This window comes from Neorhizobium lilium (assembly GCF_004053875.1).
Lineage (GTDB): Bacteria > Pseudomonadota > Alphaproteobacteria > Rhizobiales > Rhizobiaceae > Neorhizobium > Neorhizobium lilii.
In genome coordinates this window covers 247,778-266,754 of the sequence record NZ_SBIP01000003.1, presented here as the reverse complement: position 1 = coordinate 266,754, position 18,977 = coordinate 247,778, and the positions used below count along the sequence as shown (strand labels likewise).

Annotated in this window: 16 protein-coding genes; 15 read left to right on the top strand and 1 reads right to left on the bottom strand. The window is 61.3% G+C overall.

Features of this window, described 5'->3' with window-relative positions:
• Positions 1 to 71 precede the first annotated feature (71 nt).
• From EPK99_RS13870 to EPK99_RS13805, 13 genes are all read left to right on the top strand, one after another.
• Complete coding sequence (locus EPK99_RS13870) at positions 72 to 1,349, top strand: imelysin family protein (protein ID WP_128443676.1); 1,278 nt, start codon at positions 72 to 74, stop codon at positions 1,347 to 1,349.
• A gap of 55 nt (positions 1,350 to 1,404) precedes the next feature.
• Entirely contained in the window at positions 1,405 to 2,943 is a 1,539-nt protein-coding gene (locus EPK99_RS13865) for a di-heme oxidoreductase family protein (RefSeq protein ID WP_128443675.1), read from the top strand.
• Positions 2,944 to 2,966: 23 nt separating this feature from the next.
• Positions 2,967 to 4,082, top strand: a complete 1,116-nt coding sequence (locus tag EPK99_RS13860) for an imelysin family protein (RefSeq protein WP_425374209.1) — start codon at positions 2,967 to 2,969, stop codon at positions 4,080 to 4,082.
• Between the two features lie 10 nt (positions 4,083 to 4,092).
• Positions 4,093 to 5,175: a DUF1513 domain-containing protein gene (locus EPK99_RS13855; RefSeq protein ID WP_128443673.1), complete on the top strand. Its 1,083-nt coding sequence runs from the start codon at positions 4,093 to 4,095 to the stop codon at positions 5,173 to 5,175.
• A 39-nt stretch (positions 5,176 to 5,214) separates the two neighbouring features.
• Positions 5,215 to 5,670: a TspO/MBR family protein gene (locus EPK99_RS13850; RefSeq protein ID WP_128443672.1), complete on the top strand. Its 456-nt coding sequence runs from the start codon at positions 5,215 to 5,217 to the stop codon at positions 5,668 to 5,670.
• 66 nt (positions 5,671 to 5,736) lie between these two features.
• A complete protein-coding gene (locus tag EPK99_RS13845) occupies positions 5,737 to 6,186 on the top strand; it encodes a PaaI family thioesterase (RefSeq protein WP_128443671.1) in 450 nt (149 codons plus the stop codon).
• Positions 6,183 to 6,821: a 5'-methylthioadenosine/S-adenosylhomocysteine nucleosidase gene (locus EPK99_RS13840; protein WP_128443670.1), complete on the top strand. Its 639-nt coding sequence runs from the start codon at positions 6,183 to 6,185 to the stop codon at positions 6,819 to 6,821. The genes EPK99_RS13845 and EPK99_RS13840 overlap by 4 nt, the downstream gene beginning before the upstream one ends.
• Before the next feature lie 40 nt (positions 6,822 to 6,861).
• Positions 6,862 to 8,439, top strand: a complete 1,578-nt coding sequence (gene guaA / locus EPK99_RS13835; RefSeq protein WP_128443669.1) for a glutamine-hydrolyzing GMP synthase — start codon at positions 6,862 to 6,864, stop codon at positions 8,437 to 8,439.
• An 817-nt stretch (positions 8,440 to 9,256) separates the two neighbouring features.
• The gene (locus EPK99_RS13825) at positions 9,257 to 10,798 is read left to right on the top strand and encodes an ABC transporter substrate-binding protein (protein WP_128443668.1); all 1,542 of its coding nucleotides are present in this window, start codon (positions 9,257 to 9,259) and stop codon (positions 10,796 to 10,798) included.
• A gap of 10 nt (positions 10,799 to 10,808) precedes the next feature.
• Entirely contained in the window at positions 10,809 to 11,762 is a 954-nt protein-coding gene (locus EPK99_RS13820) for an ABC transporter permease (protein WP_128443667.1), read from the top strand.
• Positions 11,759 to 13,684, top strand: a complete 1,926-nt coding sequence (locus EPK99_RS13815) for a dipeptide/oligopeptide/nickel ABC transporter permease/ATP-binding protein (protein WP_128443666.1) — start codon at positions 11,759 to 11,761, stop codon at positions 13,682 to 13,684. The genes EPK99_RS13820 and EPK99_RS13815 overlap by 4 nt, the downstream gene beginning before the upstream one ends.
• Entirely contained in the window at positions 13,681 to 14,649 is a 969-nt protein-coding gene (locus tag EPK99_RS13810) for an ABC transporter ATP-binding protein (protein WP_128443665.1), read from the top strand. Before EPK99_RS13815 ends, EPK99_RS13810 begins: the two co-directional genes overlap by 4 nt.
• 10 nt (positions 14,650 to 14,659) lie before the next feature.
• Positions 14,660 to 15,472 carry a creatininase family protein gene (locus EPK99_RS13805; protein ID WP_128443664.1) on the top strand — a complete coding sequence of 271 codons (813 nt, stop codon included), beginning with the start codon at positions 14,660 to 14,662 and terminating at the stop codon, positions 15,470 to 15,472.
• 96 nt (positions 15,473 to 15,568) lie between these two features.
• Here EPK99_RS13805 and EPK99_RS13800 read toward each other — a convergent pair whose 3' ends face one another.
• Complete coding sequence (locus tag EPK99_RS13800; RefSeq protein ID WP_128443663.1) at positions 15,569 to 16,486, bottom strand: LysR family transcriptional regulator; 918 nt, start codon at positions 16,484 to 16,486, stop codon at positions 15,569 to 15,571.
• A 139-nt stretch (positions 16,487 to 16,625) separates the two neighbouring features.
• Here EPK99_RS13800 and EPK99_RS13795 point away from each other — a divergent pair, with 139 nt between their 5' ends.
• Positions 16,626 to 17,558 (top strand): 2-hydroxyacid dehydrogenase, encoded by a 933-nt coding sequence (locus EPK99_RS13795; protein ID WP_128443662.1) that lies wholly within the window; start codon positions 16,626 to 16,628, stop codon positions 17,556 to 17,558.
• Between the two features lie 355 nt (positions 17,559 to 17,913).
• Complete coding sequence (locus EPK99_RS13790) at positions 17,914 to 18,963, top strand: ABC transporter substrate-binding protein (protein ID WP_128443661.1); 1,050 nt, start codon at positions 17,914 to 17,916, stop codon at positions 18,961 to 18,963.
• Positions 18,964 to 18,977 lie beyond the last annotated feature (14 nt).

Here is an 18,977-nt window from a genome sequence, read left to right as displayed (position 1 = left end):
ACACCAGTTTATATTTGCGCAATGACCGTCTCCAACGATCGGCGTCAAGCCGTCGCGATAGGAGAGGGATGATGATCGGGAAATCGATTTCGAGCGCCGTGCTGGCGCTTTGGGCCGCTTCGGCGGTTCTGGTGGTCACGCCGGCGCAAGCCGCCACCACATCGGCAGCTGTGCTGAAGCATTACGCGGAACTGGCCCATGCGAAATATGAAGATGCGCTGAGGACCGCGCAAGCGCTGGACAAGGCCATCGATGCCTTGCTTGCCAAGCCCAGCGACGAGACGCTGAAAGCGGCCCGAGCCGCCTGGATCGCGGCACGCGTTCCCTACCAGCAGACGGAAGTCTACCGGTTCGGCAATCCCATCGTGGACGATTGGGAAGGCAAGGTGAACGCCTGGCCGCTCGACGAAGGCCTGATCGACTATGTCGATGCCTCCTACGGCACCGAAAGCGACGAGAACTCGCTTTACACGGCCAATGTCATTGCCAATCCGAAGATCAAGATCAGCGGCAAGACGCTCGATACGACCAAGATCACGCCGAAAGTGCTGCGCAGCCTCAACGAGGCCGGCGAGATCGAGGCGAATGTCGCGACCGGCTACCACGCTATCGAATTCCTGCTCTGGGGCCAGGATTTGCATGGCACCGGACCGGGCGCCGGAGAACGGCCTTACACCGACTATGACAAGGCCAATTGCACGCATGGCAATTGCGACCGCCGCGCCGCCTATCTGAAGACGGCGACGGACCTTCTGGTTTCCGACCTGAAGGACATGGTCAAGGCCTGGGCGCCGAACGGCAAGGCCTCTCAGCATGTGGAAGCCGATGGCAAGAAGGGCCTGACCGCCATTCTCACCGGCATGGGCTCGCTTTCCTATGGGGAACTGGCCGGCGAACGCATGAAGCTCGGCCTGCTGCTGCACGATCCGGAAGAAGAGCATGATTGCTTCTCCGACAATACCTATGCCTCGCATCTCAACGACGCGATCGGCATCAAGTCCGCCTATACGGGCGAGTACACGCGGGTCGATGGCACGAAGCTGACCGGTCCTTCGCTTTCCGAACTGGTTGTCGCCAAAGATCCGGCACTCGACACGGAGATGAAGGGCAAGCTCGATACGACGCTCCTCGCCATGAACGCCATGGCCGATCGCGCCCAGAAGGTCGAAGCCTATGACCAGATGATCGGCGACGGCAACGCGGAAGGCAATGCCGTGGTGCAGAAGGCGATCGACGGGCTGATCGACCAGTCGAAGACGATCGAGCGCGTCATCACCTCGCTCGATCTCGGCGCGGTCAAGCTCGAAGGCTCCGACAGCCTCGACAACCCTGACGCCGTTTTCAAATAAGCAAATCGAAGGCGGGCCGCAGGCAGGATGAAATTGCCGGCGGCCCGGTGACCCCATGAGAACGCACCGCTCTTTCCTGATGCTTTTGCCGGTCTTGTCCGGCGCGCTGGTGCTTGCGCCGCTGATCGCCAGCGGCGGCGATCCCCTGTTTCCAACGATGCGCACGGACCTCGACGCCAAAGACCAGAAGCGCGTGGCGACGGTTACCCGGCCGACGACGGATTTCGGCAAGGCGGAGCAGTTCGAAACCATGGCCGGCGGCGCTGCGACCAGTCGCGCCGATGTCAACGGCGACGCCTTCTCCCACTTTTCGGCCAACATCACCTTTGCCGAGGAAGAAACCTTCAAGCTCGGCAATGCGCTCTTCACCAAGCTCTGGGTTTCGGCACCCTCCTCCACGCAGGCATCGGATGGGCTCGGACCCCTGTTCAATGCGCGCGCCTGTCAAAGCTGTCACCTGAAAGACGGTCGTGGCCACCCTCCGGAAGGATCGGCGGACGCAACCTCCATCTTCCTGCGGCTGGGCCGCCCGGCACGCACCGAAGCCGAACGCAAGCAGATAGCCGACTACGAGAAGCTGAATTTTCCCGACGCGGTCTATGGCGAGCAGTTGCAGGATCTCGCAGTCCCTGGCCTGAAGGCCGAGGGGCGCATGCAGATCTCCTATCAGGAGACCCCGGTGACGCTTGCCGGCGGCGAAGTCGTGCATTTGCGCAAGCCAAGCTATTCCGTTTCCGACCTGGGCTATGGGCCGCTGGAAGGCGACGTGACGATATCGCCTCGCGTATCGCCGCCGATGATCGGCATGGGCCTTATTCAGGCCATCCACGACTCCGACATCCTGGCCAAGGCTGACCCCGACGACAAGGATGGCGATGGTATTTCCGGCAAGCCGGCGCTGGTGCGCGACCACAAGACCGGCGAGCTGAAAATCGGCCGCTTCGGCTTCAAGGCGCAGAATGCCAGCGTCCGCGACCAAAGCTCCTTGGCCTTTGCAGGCGACATGGGCATTTCCACGCCGGACAACCCTTTCGACCATGGCGATTGCACGAAGGCGGAGACCGACTGCCTTGCCATGCCGACCGGTGTGCAGGCACGCCTCGGACCCGTGGAGGCACCAGATCCGGTTCTCGGGCTGGTGACCTTCTATTCAGAAAACCTGGCCGTACCTGCCCGGCGCAATATTTCCGACAAGACCGTGCTGAAGGGCAAGGAACTCTTCTATCAGTCCGGCTGCACGGCCTGTCATACGCCCAAATTCGTAACCCGCCGCGACGCCGGCAATCCAGCGCAGGCCTTCCAACTGATCTGGCCCTATTCCGATTTCCTGCTGCATGACATGGGCGATGGTCTCGCCGACGGGCAGCAGGTGGGCGTGGCCGACGGCAACGAATGGCGCACGCAACCGCTGTGGGGCGCCGGTCTGACGCAGACCGTCAACGGGCATACCTTCTTCCTGCATGACGGGCGCGCCCGCAACCTGACCGAGGCGATCCTCTGGCATGGTGGAGAGGCACAAAAGGCACGTGATGCTTTCGCTGCGCTACCAAAAGACGATCGGGCCGCCGTCCTCAAATTCCTGGAGTCACTCTGATGCGAAAGCTGATCGCAGCCGGCATGCTGGCAGTCCTGCCGCTTACCGTTTCCTTGGCCGTTTCCTTGGTCACATCCTCGTCCGCGCAGGCGCAGGAGGCGGACGCCGCGCCTTCCGTGAAGCTGCCGGAAGCCGAGGTGACGAAGGTCATGACCGCTGCCGTCAACGGCTTCATCCGCCCGGGCTATGACGCCTTCCAAAAGTCCGCCGAAACCATGACGGGCGCCATGAAGACCCTCTGCGAAGCGCCCTCCAAGACAAGCTACGAGGCGGCCAGATCCGCGTTCCGCGACGTAGGAGTGAGCTGGGCGCGGATCGAGATCGTGCGGGTCGGTCCCGTCATCGAGCAGAACCGCTTCGAGCGCATCCTTTTTTACCCGGACCGCAAGAGCACAGGCTTGAAACAGGTCCAGGCGGCTCTGACCAAAGGAGACGAAAGCGTCACCGACCCGGTGGCGCTCGGCACCAAGAGCGTTGCCATGCAGGGGCTCGGCGCGCTCGAATACGTGCTTGCCGGAAACGGCGCAGAAGAGCTCCTGAAGACGCCCCAGAGCTTCCGCTGCCGCTATGGCGCGGCGATTGCCGGCAATATCGGCAATGTGGCCAGGCAGGTCTCGGAGATCTGGGATGCGCCGGACGGCATCGCCAAGACATGGGAGCAGCCGGGACCGGACAATCCGGCTTTCCGGACTGGCGGCGAAGCGATCACGGCGCTGCTCGGCATTCTCGTGCATGGCACCGAGGCGGTCCGAGATCAGAGGATCGAGACCTTCTACAAGGGCTCCGACAAGGTGAAATTCCCCAAGCAGGCGCTGTTCTGGCGTTCCGAAAACACCTGGGCCAGCATCAAGGGCAATCTCGAGGGCCTGTCAGCGCTGCTGGAGACCTCGAACATGGCGGAACTGCTTGCGGACAAGGATCGCCCGGTCGTCGTCCAGACGCAGAAACAGCTTCAGTCCCTGATCGCGCTGACCGGCACCATCACTCCGGATCTGGAGAAGGCCGTGGCGGACAAGGCGGAACAGAAGAAGCTCGATACCATGCTTGCAGGCACGAAGGACGTGATCGGCAAGCTGAACGACGGCTATGGCGGCGCGATCGGGCTCAGCTCCGGCTTCTCCTTCGCGGACGGCGACTGAGGCAGCGGCCATGTGGCGCGGAGACACGATCGACCGACGCGGCTTCCTGAAGGCGGCGGGCATCGGCTTTGCAGCCGCGCTCTCTCCCGGCGCCTTGATGGCGCTGGAGCGGGCCGACGCGGTCTATGCCTCCGGCTTTCGCGCGCCTGACGGTTCCTTTGGCATTGCGACCGTGACGGAGCGCGGCGAGATCGTCGATCGCATATCCCTTCCCGCCCGCGCCCATGGCATGGCCTGGAGCCCGGCAACGGGCCGTGCCGTCGCCTTTGCCCGCCGGCCCGGCACGTTCGCCATGATCTTCGATCCGTCGCGGCAGGCAGAACCTGTCGTCATCACCTCGCCGGAAGGCCGGCACTTCTACGGCCACGGGCATTTTTCGCCGGATGGCGGGCTGCTTTATGCCAGCGAGAATGATTTCGACGGCAATCGCGGCATGATCGGCATCTACGACGCCCGCGACCGGTTCCGCCGCATCGGAGAGTTCGACGCCCACGGCATCGGCACCCATGACATGACCGTGTCCGAAGACGGCAGCCTGCTGGTGATCGCCAATGGCGGAATCGAGACCCATCCGGACTTCGGCCGCACCAAGCTCAACCTCGACCGCATGGAGCCGTCGCTGGTGCTGCTCGACGCCAGAACCGGCGCGCTCGTCCAGAGGCACAGCCTGCCTCCCTCACTCAGCCCGCTTTCCACCCGCCATCTCGACATTGCCGATGGTGGGCGCATCTGGTTCGCCTGCCAGTGGGAAGGCGCCCGCAATGTGCTGCCGCCGCTTGCCGGATGGCTTTCCAAGGGTGAGGATATTGCATTTGCTTCCCTGCCAGAGGAAACGACCGTCCGGCTCGGCAATTATGTGGGTGCAATTGCCGTCAACCGCCGCGAAGGCATTGTCGGCCTCACCTCCCCCGTCACAGGCGCCGCCGTGACGCTCGATGCCAGGACCGGGCAGATGCTCAAGGAGGACACGGTGCACGAGGCGGCGGGCGTCGCTCCGGCCGCCCATGGCATCGCCGTTTCCTCCTATGACGGACGCTTCAACCAAACCCGCAGCCCTGTTGCCTGGGATCAGCACATCGTCCGTATCGGCTGATCTGGGCAATCCTCCACCCCTGCCCTATCTGGTTTCGCCATGAACCGTCGTATCCTCACTCATCTGGTCTTCATCGTCGGCGTCGTCGCCCTCGGCTCGCTGATCGGCATCTTCAACATCCCCGGCGAGTGGTATCAGTCGCTACAGAAGCCGCCCTTCAACCCGCCGAACTGGATCTTCGGCCCGGTCTGGACGGCGCTCTATGTGCTGATCGGCATGGCCGGCGCCCGCACCTGGATCACCGCCCGGACCTCTGCGCGGATGACGATCTGGTTCGTGCAGATGGTGCTGAACTTCCTCTGGTCGCCGGCTTTCTTCGGTTTCGAAAAGCCGGCGCTCGGCCTTGTCGTCATCGTGCCTCTGCTGATCGCCATCCTCGCCTTCATCCGTGCAAGCTGGCCCTTCGACCGCATTGCCGCCTGGCTATTCGTGCCCTACGCATTGTGGGTCGCCTTCGCCACGCTACTCAACACCTCCATCGTCGTCCTGAACTAGGGACGGCTCCGGCGCTTGCGGCATTGCCCTCGGCATGCCAGTTTCGGAGCGGCGAAAGGAAACGGCATGGACATGACAGATACAGGGGATTTTCGCGGGCGAATCCGCCAGAGCTTCACGCGCCAGGGCGCCATGGAGATGCTGGGGGCGGAACTCGCGCAGGTCGAGCAGGCCATGGTCGAGATCGAGATGCCCTTCGACCCCAAGCTCACCCAGCAGCATGGCTTCCTGCATGCCGGCGTCATCTCCGCTGCGCTGGAAACCACCTGCACCTACGCCGCCTATACGACGATCGCACCGGAGGAATCGGTGCTGACCATCGAGTTCAAGGTGAACCTGATGTCGCCCGGCCGCGGGGAACGCTTTCTGTTTCGCGGCGAGATCACCAAGCCCGGCTCCACCATCATCGTGGCGGACGGCCGCGGCTACGCGATCGGCGACGGACCGGCCAAGCTGATCGCCTCGATGACGAGCACGATGATGATCATTCGCGGACGGCAGGACGTGGTCGGATGAATTTCGAACTCAAGCGTCTTGGCGGCAAGGCCGTTCTGTTCGTGATGGCCGTGGATGCGGAATACGGCTCGGCGCTGCGCGCCAGCATCGTGCCGCTGATGACCGGCGTCGGCCCCGTGGAGGCCGCGGTGGTGCTGAGCCATACGCTGACCAAGCTGCAGATGGAGGGAGCGCGGCCGGATCTCGTCGTCTCGCTCGGCTCGGCCGGCTCCCGCGTTCTGGAACAGGCTGCCGTTTATCAGGTTTCCTCCGTCGCCTATCGCGATATGGACGCCTCGCCGCTCGGCTTCGAGAAGGGCCGCACGCCCTTTCTCGACCATCCCGCCATTATCGAGCTGCCGCACCGCATCCCCGGCCTTCCGGAAGCCTCGCTTTCCACCGGCGGCAATATCGTCTCCGGCTCCGCCTACGAATTCGTCGCGGCCGATATGGTGGACATGGAAACCTTCGCGGTGCTGCGCTGCTGCCAGCTTTTCGGCCTGCCGCTGATCGGGCTGCGCGGCATTTCCGATGGCGGGCAAGAGCTCCAGCATGTGGGCGACTGGACGGAATATCTGCATGTCATCGACGTGAAGCTGGCGCAGGCGATCGAGACGCTGGCCGGGGCGCTGGAATCCGGTGAAATCGCCTTCTGACGCAGTTGCACAAAAGGCCGGCTTTCTTTAAAGGCTCGTCATGACCCAGATAGCTCATCCCGACAGCATTCTCATCATCGATTTCGGCAGCCAGGTGACGCAGCTGATTGCGCGCCGCATTCGCGAAGCCGGCGTCTACTGCGAAATCCATCCCTTCCAGAATGCTGCGGCGGCCTTTACGAAGCTGCAGCCCAAGGGCGTGATCTTTTCCGGCGGCCCCGCTTCGGTAACAGCCGACGGCAGTCCCCGCGCGCCCCAGGCCGTGATGGAATCGGGCGTTCCGATCCTTGGCATCTGCTATGGCCAGCAGACGCTCTGCACGCAGCTCGGCGGCGTGGTGGAAGGCGGGCATGCGGCGGAATTCGGACGCGCCGATCTCGAAGTGAAGAAGGCAAGCCCGCTGTTCGATGGCTTCTGGGAGGTGGGCGGCCGCTATCCCGTCTGGATGAGCCATGGCGACCGGGTGACGCAACTGCCCGAAGGCTTCGAAGTGATCGCCACGTCGGAAAACGCGCCGTTTGCGATCGCTGCCGACGAGAGCCGCCACTACTACACGACGATGTTCCACCCGGAAGTGGTGCATACCCCCGATGGGGCAAAACTGCTTTCCAACTTCGTGCACAAGATCGTCGGCCTGAAGTCGGACTGGAACATGGAGGCCTATCGCGCCGAGATGATCCGCAAGATCAAGGAACAGGTGGGCTCGGAGCGGGTGATCTGCGGGCTTTCCGGCGGTGTCGATTCTTCCGTTGCGGCCGTGTTGATCCACGAAGCCATCGGCGACCAGCTGACCTGCATCTATGTCGATCATGGTCTGATGCGGCAGGGCGAGAGCGAGCAGGTGGTCGGCATGTTCCGTGACGCCTACAACATTCCGCTCGTGCATGTAGACGCCTCCGACCTGTTCCTGACCGAGCTTGCCGGCGTTTCCGACCCGGAGATCAAGCGCAAGACGATCGGCCGCCTGTTCATCGAGGTGTTCGAGACGGAAGCCGCACGGATCGCCGAGGACGGCAAGGGAGCGCCGAAATTCCTGGCGCAAGGCACGCTTTACCCTGATGTCATCGAAAGCGTCTCCTTCTCTGGCGGCCCCTCGGTTACCATCAAGAGCCACCACAATGTCGGCGGGCTGCCCGAGCGCATGAACATGAAGCTCGTCGAGCCGCTGCGCGAACTCTTCAAGGACGAGGTACGGGCACTCGGCCGTGAACTCGGCCTGCCGGAAAGCTTCATCGGCCGCCACCCCTTCCCGGGCCCCGGCCTTGCCATCCGCTGCCCCGGCGCCGTGACGCGCGAGAAGCTCGACATCCTGCGCAAGGCGGATACGATTTACCTGGAGGAGATCCGCAAGGCCGGCCTCTACGACACGATCTGGCAGGCTTTCGCCGTGCTGCTGCCGGTGCAGACCGTCGGCGTCATGGGCGACTACCGCACCTATGATTTCGTTTGCGCACTGCGCGCCGTCACCTCCGTGGACGGCATGACGGCGGACTTCTACCCTTACGACATGAACTTCCTAGGCCGCACGGCAACCCGTATCATCAACGAGGTCCGCGGCATCAACCGTGTCGTCTACGACGTGACGAGCAAACCACCCGGCACGATCGAGTGGGAATGATTCAGGCCCATCCGAACCCCGCCGAATTTACGCTGCGGTACGACGTAAGCTACTGAAAACAAATAAACCATGTCGATAGCGATCAGCAGCTATCGGTGGGTAGAGTTTAGCGCTGGCGGTCCGTCTGACGGACCTCGGCATATTGCTTAGTCGCATTTTGAAAGTACCGTCAGGCTCAATGAGGCTCGTGACGGTACTTTTTTCGTATAACCCATTGAACTCAATGGTGAATATCTGCTCTCTGAGCCCCGGACATCTCGCTTGCCCGGGCTCGAGAAGCAGCGCGAGAAGCCTCGCCTAAGGAAGCCAAGAGTTTCGCCGAGCGTTGCATGCAAGAGGCGAAGATGGCCGACAGCACTAGGGCCATTCGGCGTTCCATTTCGAGCAAGAATTGTTGCCTGTCTGGCGCAATCGTCTCCTGACCAAGTTCACTCCAGACGATCTTGAGCCCGTTGTGGCCGTATCGTTGAACGCGGCGCTCCGTTTGCCACGTTAACTGGATGATCTATTCCGGTCGACGCGCCGTCATGATGACAAAATGGGGGCCGTTTTTCGGCCCGCTCAGCCGCCATTTCAAAAAAATTTGTTTGCCAGCCAAAAGCTTGCCATCGTTTTAGCTTGTCGCTCCACCTATGATGACTAGGATTTGTGCATATAAATCAATCGATGAATTATACGGCAAACCCTATTACTCCATTGGCCGGCAAAGAAATCTATATTCCATCAAAATATTTTCGATTGGACAGCGGACGGCCGGGACGCTGGACTGCGGGAACAGACCGAAGACGCACTTTCCCTCCAACATTCCGAGGTAGCTGTGACACCTTCCGATTGCCTGAACCCCACCAGACGCAGTGTACTGATCAGCCTCGGCGCAGGCGTCGTCGCACTCACCTTGCCGCAGGGCGCGCTGGCGCAGACGCCCGCCTCCATCCTCAAATTCGGCCTTTCCACCTTCCCACCCACTCTCAAGCCGTTCGACAACACCGGCGGTGCTGCCAATACCGTCAAGCTGATGCTGTATCGCGGATTGATGGGTTACGACGCGGGCGGCAAGCTGGTCACGGAACTCGCCGAAAGCGTCACATGGAACGATCCGACCACCGCTGTCTTCAAATTGCGTCAGAACGCCGTTTTCCATGACGGCAGCCCGGTCACGGCCGCCGACGTGGCTTATTCGCTGAACGAGATCACCAAGGACAGCTCGACGGCCTACCTCAAGAGCGACATGAAGATCATTGCGGCTGTTGAGGTTGTGGACGACAAGACCGTACAGATCAAATTGAAGGCACCGTGCGCCGTTTTCCTCGACCTGTTGGCCAGCTATTGCTGCCCCGTGATTTCAAAGAAGAGTACCGATAGCGCCATCATCGGCGCCGGGCCTTTCACGCTGAAGGGCAGTGAAAAGAACGTCTATATCGAAGTCGCCCGCTTCAAGGACTTCTACATGGCGGATCAACCGAAGGTCGACGGGATCCGCTTCATCGCCTATGCCGACGAAAACCTGCGCTATGCGGCGCTCGAAGCAGGCGATGTCGATCTGATCGAATATCTTCCCTGGACCCAGTTCGACACCGTCGAAGCCTCCAAGACACTGAAGATGAAGACCACGCTGGGACCATTTATGTTCCTGCTGTTCAACGTCACCACCGGCCCCTTTGCCAATCCCAAGGTTCGCCAGGCGGTTGGTTATGCGATCGAACGGCAGGACGTCGTCGATGCCGCCTTTGCCGGACGTGGCAAGCCGCTTTATGGATTTCCAAACCCGGGAGGCTCGCAGTTCGACCTCGCTGACCCGGCGCATGAATGGAAATATGACGTCGAGAAAGCCAAGGCATTGCTCGCTGAGGCCGGTTATGCCAACGGCTTCGAATGCCGCCTGCTGGCCACGGCGACCTACGGCATGCACCAGGACACGGCATCCGTGGTGCAGGCCTATCTCGGCGCCATTGGCATCAATGCGACATTGGATCTTCCTGATTGGGGAACGCGCGTCAACGCCGGCAAGGATGGCAAGTACGATCTTGCCGTCCATGGCACCTCGGGCAATTACAACGACCCTGACGCACTCTGGTCGCTGCTCTATTCCGGCAATCCATCCTACCTGCAATCCTTCGGCTTCAAAAGCGCCCGAATCGACGGACTTCTGGAGCAGGGTCGCAACGAAGTGGACCAGGCCAAGCGCAAGGCGATCTATCAGCAACTGGCCGTCGCCTATTACGAGGAAGTGCCGCAGGTTCCCCTCAACTGGCGCATCCAAGCCTACGCGATGAAGCAGTCGGTCGAAGGATTCGAGCAGCTGCCCGGCTTCCTCAGCGGTTCATCCGCCTACGCGCTCGACGAGACGAAATTCGCATAAGGAGCGCTGCATGCTGGCCTTCATCTCTCGTCGCATGGCAGCCGCCGCTGCCATGCTGCTGGTTATCGGCACTATCATCTTTTCGCTTCTGATCATCATACCGGGAGACCCTGCCGAGCTGCTGCTATCGACAGGCGGTGGCTCGGCCTCGCCTGAAGCCATTGCCAACCTGCGTTCCAACATGGGTCTCGACCAGCCTGTTCTGGTCCAGTATGTCAGCTTCCTTTACAACACCGCACGGCTGGATTTCGGCACCTCGATCGTCGACAACGGCTCTATTTCCTCGGTCATCGCCCTGCGCCTGCCGCGAACGCTGGAAATCATCGTCGCCGGCACGATCCTGGCGCTGTTGCTGGCAATACCGGCGGGAACAGCCGCTGGATTGCGAGCGGGCGGGAAATTCGACATCGCAACGTCCGCCATCAATGCGCTGCTGACCTCCGTGCCGGGCTTCGTTCTCGGAACGCTGTTCATCTACTTCTTCGCGCAGGTCCTGGGCTGGCTGCCGGCCGGCGGGTATGTCGCACTGGCGACAAATCCTGCCCAGCATTTGCAGATGCTGATCCTGCCGTCGCTCACTGTTGGCCTGCACCTGGCAACGATCGTGTTTCGCATGACGCGCGCCAGCGTTCTGGAAATGCGTGGTCACGACTGGGTGCGCACGGCCGTCGCCAAGGGCCTTCGTCGCAAAAACGTGGTCCGCCGTCACATCCTCTACAATGCGCTCGGCCCGATCATTACCGTGGTCGGCCTGCAACTGGGCATCCTTCTCGGATCCACCGTCCTCGTCGAATTCGTCTACAACTGGCCAGGCCTCAGCGGCCTGCTGGTCTCGGCAGTCGAACAGCGTGATTACCCGACCGTTCGCGCCGTCATCCTGACCGTCGCGGCCATCTTCATCGGTATCAATCTGGTGATCGATATCCTGTCCTCGCTGCTAGATCCGAGGATCCGCCTGCAATGATGTCAGTCCGCAGTTTCCCCAAACGCATGATCGTGCCGAGCCTGCTTCTGGCTGCATTGATCATCATTCCGTTCGTCGCCCCACTGATCACTGCAGAAGACCCGGTCAAGATCGCCGTCCGTTATCGTCTGGCAGCACCCGACCTGGCCCACTGGCTAGGTCGTGACGAATTTGGTCGCGACCGGTTGGCGCGGGTGCTCTACGGCGGGCAGGTCTCGTTGACGGTCGCCTTCGCGGCGACCACCATCGCCTGTATCATCGGCACGTTTTTCGGCCTGATCGGCGCCTATTTTCGCGGCCCGTCGGAATTTGTCACAAGCCGACTGTCCGACATCGTCCTCTGTTTTCCGCCCATTCTGCTCGCCTTGCTGGTCGTCACCCTGTTCGGACCGGGTGCGGGCACTCTGGTCGCGGTGCTGTCGGTCCTCTATTTCCCGACCTTTGCGCGCATCACCTTTTCCGAAGCGCTGCGCGTCACTTCCCTCGATTTCGTCGAGGCATCGCGTGCGCTTGGCACGCCGTCGCACCGCATCGTGCTCGGAACCATCCTGCCAAACATCGCCGGCCCCCTGTCTGTGCAATATTCTCTGACGGCGGCGGCAGCCATCACCATCGAAAGCGGCCTGTCTTTCCTCGGCCTCGGCGTGGTGCCGCCCGCACCCTCCTGGGGACAGATGATCCGCGGTGCGCGCCAGTTCATGAACCAGGATCCTCTCGGCATCATGATCCCTTGCGCCGCACTGGTTCTGACCATCTATGCGATCAACTTCTTCTGCGACCGCCTGCGCGACACGCTGGACCCGAAGGGGGCTTCCAGCAGCAGCATGGATGAGGTTTCCAAGCCGCTGGCGCTGGCCGATGCACCAGCCATCCGCGACCCGAACGTGGTTGCCGTGATCAGTAACCTACGGCTTGAGACCGCGCGTTTCGGAACGCCCGCAGCCGTTGTCGAAGACGTCTCGCTGACCCTGCGCGCCAACCAGTGCACGGCATTGGTCGGCGAAAGCGGCTCAGGCAAATCGCTGTCGTCATTGGCGCTGATGGGGCTGCTTCCCGGCGCCATCCGGCAGGCTTCCGGCACGCTGCAACTGCGTCGCAAATCCGGTGAGGTTGTCGACCTGGGCTTTCTGGATGCCCGGACGCTGGAGGATATTCGCGGCAATGATATTGCCATGATCTTCCAGGAGCCAATGACATCGCTCAATCCGATCCACAAGATCAGCGACCAGATGATCGAGGCCATCCTCGCGCACAGGCCGATGTCGAAGGCCGACGCGCGCGCCCATGCCATCCAGCTCTTGAAACGCGTCGGTATGAACGATGCCGAACAGCGGATCGACAGCTACCCGGACCAGATGTCGGGCGGCATGCGCCAGCGCGTCATGATCGGCATGGCGCTTACCTGCGAGCCGCGTTTGCTGATCGCCGACGAGCCGACGACGGCGCTCGACGTCACCATTCAGGCAGAGATCATCGAACTGCTGCAAAGCCTGCGGCAGGACCAGGGAAGCGGCCTCAGCCTGCTGTTCATCAGCCACAATCTCGGCGTCGTCGCCGATATCGCGGACCGAGTCGCGGTGATGTATTCGGGCCAGATCGTCGAGGAAGGTCCAGCCGACCAGATCCTGCGCGATCCGCACCACCCTTACACGCGTGCGCTGATCGAAAGCATGCCCTCTTCGCATGAAGAATTGCACTCCACCGGAGGCGACCGGCTTCCAGCGATTTCCGGCACGCCACCCCTGCCTTCCGCCCGACCCTCCGGCTGCACGTTCCGTGATCGCTGTCCGATCGCACTGCCGGCCTGCGCCGAAATCCGGCCGGCACTCTATCCGAGCGCCGATGGCGAGCGCGCCGTCCGCTGCCTGCGGGCGCCGGAAGCGCCGGCCGGCCTGATGAACCACCAGACGGAGGCCGCATGACAGCCGCACCCCTTCTCGACGTCCGCAATCTCAAGAAGAGTTATTCAATCGGACGAAGCGGCCTTTTCTCCAAGCGCTCTTTGAAAGTGCTGCACGATGTCAGCTTCAGCGTGGCGCCGGGCGAAGTGCTTGGGCTCGTCGGCGAAAGCGGCTCGGGAAAAAGCACGATCGGCCGCGCCATCCTGCGCCTGATCGACTCCCAGAGCGACGTGATGCGCTTCGACGGGCAGGATCTGAATACCATCTCGCCCGTGCGGATGCGCAGCCTGCGCAAGGAAATGCAGATCATCTTCCAGGACCCCTATGCAAGCCTTGACCCTCGCAAGACCATCCGCGCGGTGCTTTCGGAAGCGCTGGATGCCCATGACCTGCACAAGGGTGCCGCCCGCCAGCCGCGCCTGATTGAACTCATCAAGCTGGTCGGGCTCGATCCGAGCTTCCTCGACCGGCGGCCCCACGAGTTTTCCGGCGGACAGCGGCAACGCATCGGCATTGCCCGCGCGCTTGCCGTCGAACCGAGCTTCATCGTCTGCGACGAGGCGGTGTCGGCGCTGGACGTCTCCATCCAGGCGCAGGTCCTGAACCTGCTCGCCGACCTGCGCGCCAAGACGGGCGTCTCGCTGCTGTTCATCAGCCATGACCTTTCGGTCGTGCGCTACATTTCCAATCGGGTGATGGTGCTCTATCTTGGCCGGGTGATGGAGGTCGGCCCCGCCGACAAGGTGCATTTTTCGCCCAAACATCCCTATACGGCAGCGCTGGTTTCGGCCGAGCCGAGCCTGCGCCGCGAAAGCCGCCGTATCCGGCTGACCGGCGACATCCCCTCGCCGCTCGCACTGCCCTCCGGCTGCATTTTCCGCAGCCGCTGTCCCTATGCCCAACCCGCCTGTGCCGAAACCGTCCCGCCGCTGCAAACGGTTGGCGATCAGCATCAGTCGGCCTGCCTTAGAACCGACATCCTGTAAGGAAATCAACATGCTGACTGAAAAGATCAAGATCGCCGAACTGACCAGCGAAGAGGCCCGCCAGTTCCTCAACGAAGACGCTGTCATCCTCCTGCCAATGGGCTCGCTGGAGGACCAGGGCACCCACGCGCCGATGGGCGATTACCTGGCCGCCGAAGCCGTGGCGCTCGATATAGCCCGTGCCGCCCGCGCCGAAGGTGTACCGACCTTCATCGCACCGGTCATCCCGTTTGGCGGCGCCGACTATTTCGGCTCTTCGCATGGTGGTATCGCACTCAGCCAGTCGACTTTCGTCGCCGTGTTGGACGACATGTTCGCATGCCTTGCCCGTCATGGGCTGACCAAGGTTCTGGTGATCAACGGCCATGGCGGCAATGTCGGCGCCATCAATGAAGTCTCGCTGAAATGGCGCCAGACCAATGGCATGTTCGTGGCCTCGATGTATCTGTGGCAGATCAGCTATGAGCTGCTGAAGGACATCCTCGGACCCGAAGCTGCCGCCAAGTCTTCCGGCCATGGCGGCGATCCGCTGACTTCCGTCGGCCTGCACTATTACCCGGAAATTCTGCGCATGGATCTGGCAAAGGCACCACCCAAGGGCCAGAAGGCCATGGGTGTCGACGTCGCCGGTTTCGCAGCTTTGAAATATGCCGGAGCCCGCCTGCAAGCGCCGATCGAAGCAATGGAAAGCGCGCCCCATGGAGTATGGGGTGGCGACCCGATCCATTGCTCGGCGGAAACCGGTGCAGCACTGACCGAACGTCTGGTGCAGATCGGTGCGGGCTTTATCCGCGATCACGTCTCGAAGCGCTTTGCGGCCTGATCGATTGCAGCCAGGAATGCGGCATCCGCCGATACCGCATTCTTGATCATTGTCGGTGACGATGCTGCGGCGGAGGTCGATTGAAAGGCCAGAAACTCAGGTCGCGCGAAAGCTCACATAACGCGGATGGGCCGCCGCCCATTCTTCCGCGGCCTGCCGGGCAAGCTTGAATATTTCTTCGGTCTGGGCCTTGCGCGCCCTGTTCTGGTGAACGCAGCGGATATCGAGTGGGGCCAGTTGGACCGTCGTCGGAATCTCGACCAGCATTCCAGTCGCGATTTCCGGCTCCAACGACACCAGAGGCATGGCCGAGGCGCCGTAACCGGCCTTGACCATCTCGCAGATAGTGGCAAGCGAATTGCCGGTGTGACGGGAATTGGGACGCCGCTTGGTTTCCTCTATCAGGTCCGCCACCGGTCCAAAGAGAGGTGAAGTATGGGGGTATAGAACAAGCGGCAGCTCGCGCAGATCGTCAGGCGTCAGCGGCCGGGTGATTTCACCAACGACATCCGGACGCGCCACCCAACCGACGTGGTAGAGGACGGAAAAACTATCCTCGATCTGCGGAAGTCCCGCTTCGCCCGTGACGAAAGCCATGTCGAGCGCCCCGGATTTGACCATCGGCCGCAAATCGAGATTGGCGCCGGAATAGAAATCGACAAGCGGAGGATCAGGCAGGTTTGCAACCTTGTGTCTGAGGGTGATCGCCCAGGTCTGGGTAACCATCGACACTACGCCGATCGTATAACGCCTTTTTTGTTTCGACTTGAGCCGGCTGGTCAGCGTCTCGCTGAGATTGAGAAACGTCTCGGCATATTCGGCGACTTCATAACCCTGTTCCGTCAGCGTGAAGTCTGGCTGGGCACGGTCGACGAGTGGAATGCCCAGACTGTCTTCCAAACCGGAAATTCGCGCTGAGACAGCCGGTTGCGTCAGACCGATATGATCGGCAACTCGCTGATAGCTCTTGAGACGGGTGAGCCAGTAAAAGGCTTCCAGCTGTTTGAAATTCATGATCGGAGCCTAGAGGAAAGGCATCAAAAATCCACATAAAAATTTTCTATGAAAGACACAGGAATTTTTGCTTTGACCTGCGCTTGCGTACTGCTGTGAATGGACCCACACCATATGCATGAGCCAATGAGGAAGCTCCATGAACATTGTCGTTTCCCTGCCCGCCGCAGACAAGACCGAGTGGTGGTGCCAGATGCTGCGTGATCTGATGCCGGACTGGAACGTCTACCCGATCGACAAGGTGCCGGATCCCGACGCGGTGACCTATTCCGTGCTCTGGCGGCCGGCGACGGGGGCCATGAAGCCATTCCGGAACCTGAAGGCCATCGTGTCTCTGGGTGCAGGCATCGACCATGTGCTGGCAGACGAGCAACTGCCGCTGCACGTGCCGATCATCCGCACGGTCGGCACCGACCTGACGCAGCGGATGAAGGAATACGTGGCTCTTCACGTTTTGCGCCATCATCGCGAGCTGCCCGCCATCCAGGCGAACCAGGCCCGCCAGCTTTGGGAACAGATCGTCGTTCCGCCCGCCACCCAGCGCCGCGTCGGCGTGATGGGACTGGGCAATCTCGGCGCCGCGGCCGCGGAACTCCTGAAACAGATCGGTTTCGAGGTGCGCGGCTGGTCACGGTCCGCCAAGGATCTGCCGGGTATACAATGCTATTCCGGCGCCGAGGGTTTTGGTGCTTTCCTGGAAGGCACGGAGATCCTTGTCTGCCTGCTGCCCTTGACGGAGAGCACACGCGGGATACTCAATGCCGATACGTTCAACCGTCTGAAACGCGGTGCCAGCATCGTCAATGCGGCCCGTGGTCCGCATCTCGTCGATAGCGATCTCGTCGAGGCCCTGAATTCCGGACAGATCAGCAGCGCGACCCTCGACGTCTTCCATGTCGAACCCCTGCCGGCATCGCATCCGTTCTGGCTCAACCCTAAGATTACTATCACTCCGCATGTCGCCTCGCTGATCGATGCGCCGACCGGGAGCAAGATCGTGGCGAAGAACATCCGGACCTTCCAGGAGACTGGAACCGTCACCGATCTCGCGGACGCCAAGCGCGGTTACTAACCTCATAGATTTCGTTTTGGAAATTTACACGGAATCCTCCGTTCGCCTCGTGCGTACGGAGGATTTTTTTCGAAAATGACCATTTTTCAGGCACTTAGTCCTCTGAAGCGACTAAAAAATGGCCTGATACTGGCCAAAATTTTTCTGATGTCGAAGTTAAGAAAATTCGATTGGACATTGGCGGCCCCAGATCGTTGCATCGCGTGGCAGTGGATCGTTTGAAACGCCACACCCTTCGACGCGACGGACAGCCCGGGTGAAGAAGGCTCCGGCCAATCCACGCTTCATCGTGCCGCTGCCATCCTGGCAGCCACCTCGACAACCGGGCCGCTTCACCTAACAGGAGAATGTGTTGATGATTACTCGACTGCTTCCCGCCATCATCTTCGCCGCGCTGCTCTCCACAACCGCGCAGGCCCAATCCGCCGATGTGTCGGGCGAAATCACACTCACCGCTTATTCCGGAATTTTTCAAGACAAGTACAACGATGCGGTGATCAAGCCTTTTCTGGCAAAATATCCCAATGTGAAGGTGAACTACTTCGCCTCCAACGCCTCCTCGGCCATGCTTGGCAACCTGCGCTCACAGGCCGGCGACCCGCAGACGGACGTGGTGATCTTCGACGTTTCGACCTCGCTGATCGGCGACAAGGAAGGCCTTCTTGCACCGCTGACCGCCGCAGACGTTCCGAACCTTGCCGATCTCGTACCGCAGGCGATCGTCAAGGAAGGTTACGGCCCTGCGGTCACCTTCGACAATCTCGTGGTGATCTACAATACCGAAGCGTTTCCGACACCTCCAACCTCGCTCGAAGTGCTCTGGGACAAGGCCTATGCCGGCAAGATGGCCGTGACTTCGATGCCTTCCATTCTCGGTTCGGGCCTGATGGTGATGACCTCGGCCATGCTGGGCGAGGATTATACCAAGTCGGTCAAGCAGTCCGCCGCAAAACTGGCTGAAATGGCACCCGGCGTGCAGACATTCGATCCCAAGCCTGACGCCTATACGCTGGTCATCAACGGCACCGACGTGCTGGGCACCGGCTGGAACGCCCGCGGCCAATATTATGCCGATGAATCCAAGGGCAAGCTTGGCGTCATGCTTCCCAAGGAAGGCACGATCCTGCAGATCAACACGATCAATCTCGTGCAGGGCTCCAAGAACCCGGTCGCCGCCAAGGCCTTCATCGACTATGCGCTATCGCCCGAGGCACAGGCCGCTTTCACGGAAGCAATGTTCTACGCACCCGTGAATTCCAAGGCCAAGGTCAGCGACAAGGCGATGGCCCTCACCGTTGCTGGCCAACTCGACAAGACGCTGCCGCTCGACTGGGGCTGGGCTGCCACGAAGTCGGATGAATGGAACCAGATCTGGAAACGCCAGATCATCTCGGCCGGCAAATGAACCAGCAGGACGGA

Bases quoted from the DNA above. Each gene is read 5' to 3' on its own strand.
- EPK99_RS13870 (WP_128443676.1), top strand. From the start codon at position 72: ATGATCGGGAAATCGATTTCGAGCGCCGTGCTGGCGCTTTGGGCCGCT.
- EPK99_RS13865 (WP_128443675.1), top strand. From the start codon at position 1,405: ATGAGAACGCACCGCTCTTTCCTGATGCTTTTGCCGGTCTTGTCCGGC.
- EPK99_RS13860 (WP_425374209.1), top strand. From the start codon at position 2,967: ATGCTGGCAGTCCTGCCGCTTACCGTTTCCTTGGCCGTTTCCTTGGTC.
- EPK99_RS13855 (WP_128443673.1), top strand. From the start codon at position 4,093: ATGTGGCGCGGAGACACGATCGACCGACGCGGCTTCCTGAAGGCGGCG.
- EPK99_RS13850 (WP_128443672.1), top strand. From the start codon at position 5,215: ATGAACCGTCGTATCCTCACTCATCTGGTCTTCATCGTCGGCGTCGTC.
- EPK99_RS13845 (WP_128443671.1), top strand. From the start codon at position 5,737: ATGGACATGACAGATACAGGGGATTTTCGCGGGCGAATCCGCCAGAGC.
- EPK99_RS13840 (WP_128443670.1), top strand. From the start codon at position 6,183: ATGAATTTCGAACTCAAGCGTCTTGGCGGCAAGGCCGTTCTGTTCGTG.
- guaA (WP_128443669.1), top strand. From the start codon at position 6,862: ATGACCCAGATAGCTCATCCCGACAGCATTCTCATCATCGATTTCGGC.
- EPK99_RS13820 (WP_128443667.1), top strand. From the start codon at position 10,809: ATGCTGGCCTTCATCTCTCGTCGCATGGCAGCCGCCGCTGCCATGCTG.
- EPK99_RS13815 (WP_128443666.1), top strand. From the start codon at position 11,759: ATGATGTCAGTCCGCAGTTTCCCCAAACGCATGATCGTGCCGAGCCTG.
- EPK99_RS13810 (WP_128443665.1), top strand. From the start codon at position 13,681: ATGACAGCCGCACCCCTTCTCGACGTCCGCAATCTCAAGAAGAGTTAT.
- EPK99_RS13805 (WP_128443664.1), top strand. From the start codon at position 14,660: ATGCTGACTGAAAAGATCAAGATCGCCGAACTGACCAGCGAAGAGGCC.
- EPK99_RS13800 (WP_128443663.1), bottom strand. From the start codon at position 16,486: ATGAATTTCAAACAGCTGGAAGCCTTTTACTGGCTCACCCGTCTCAAG.
- EPK99_RS13795 (WP_128443662.1), top strand. From the start codon at position 16,626: ATGAACATTGTCGTTTCCCTGCCCGCCGCAGACAAGACCGAGTGGTGG.
- EPK99_RS13790 (WP_128443661.1), top strand. From the start codon at position 17,914: ATGATTACTCGACTGCTTCCCGCCATCATCTTCGCCGCGCTGCTCTCC.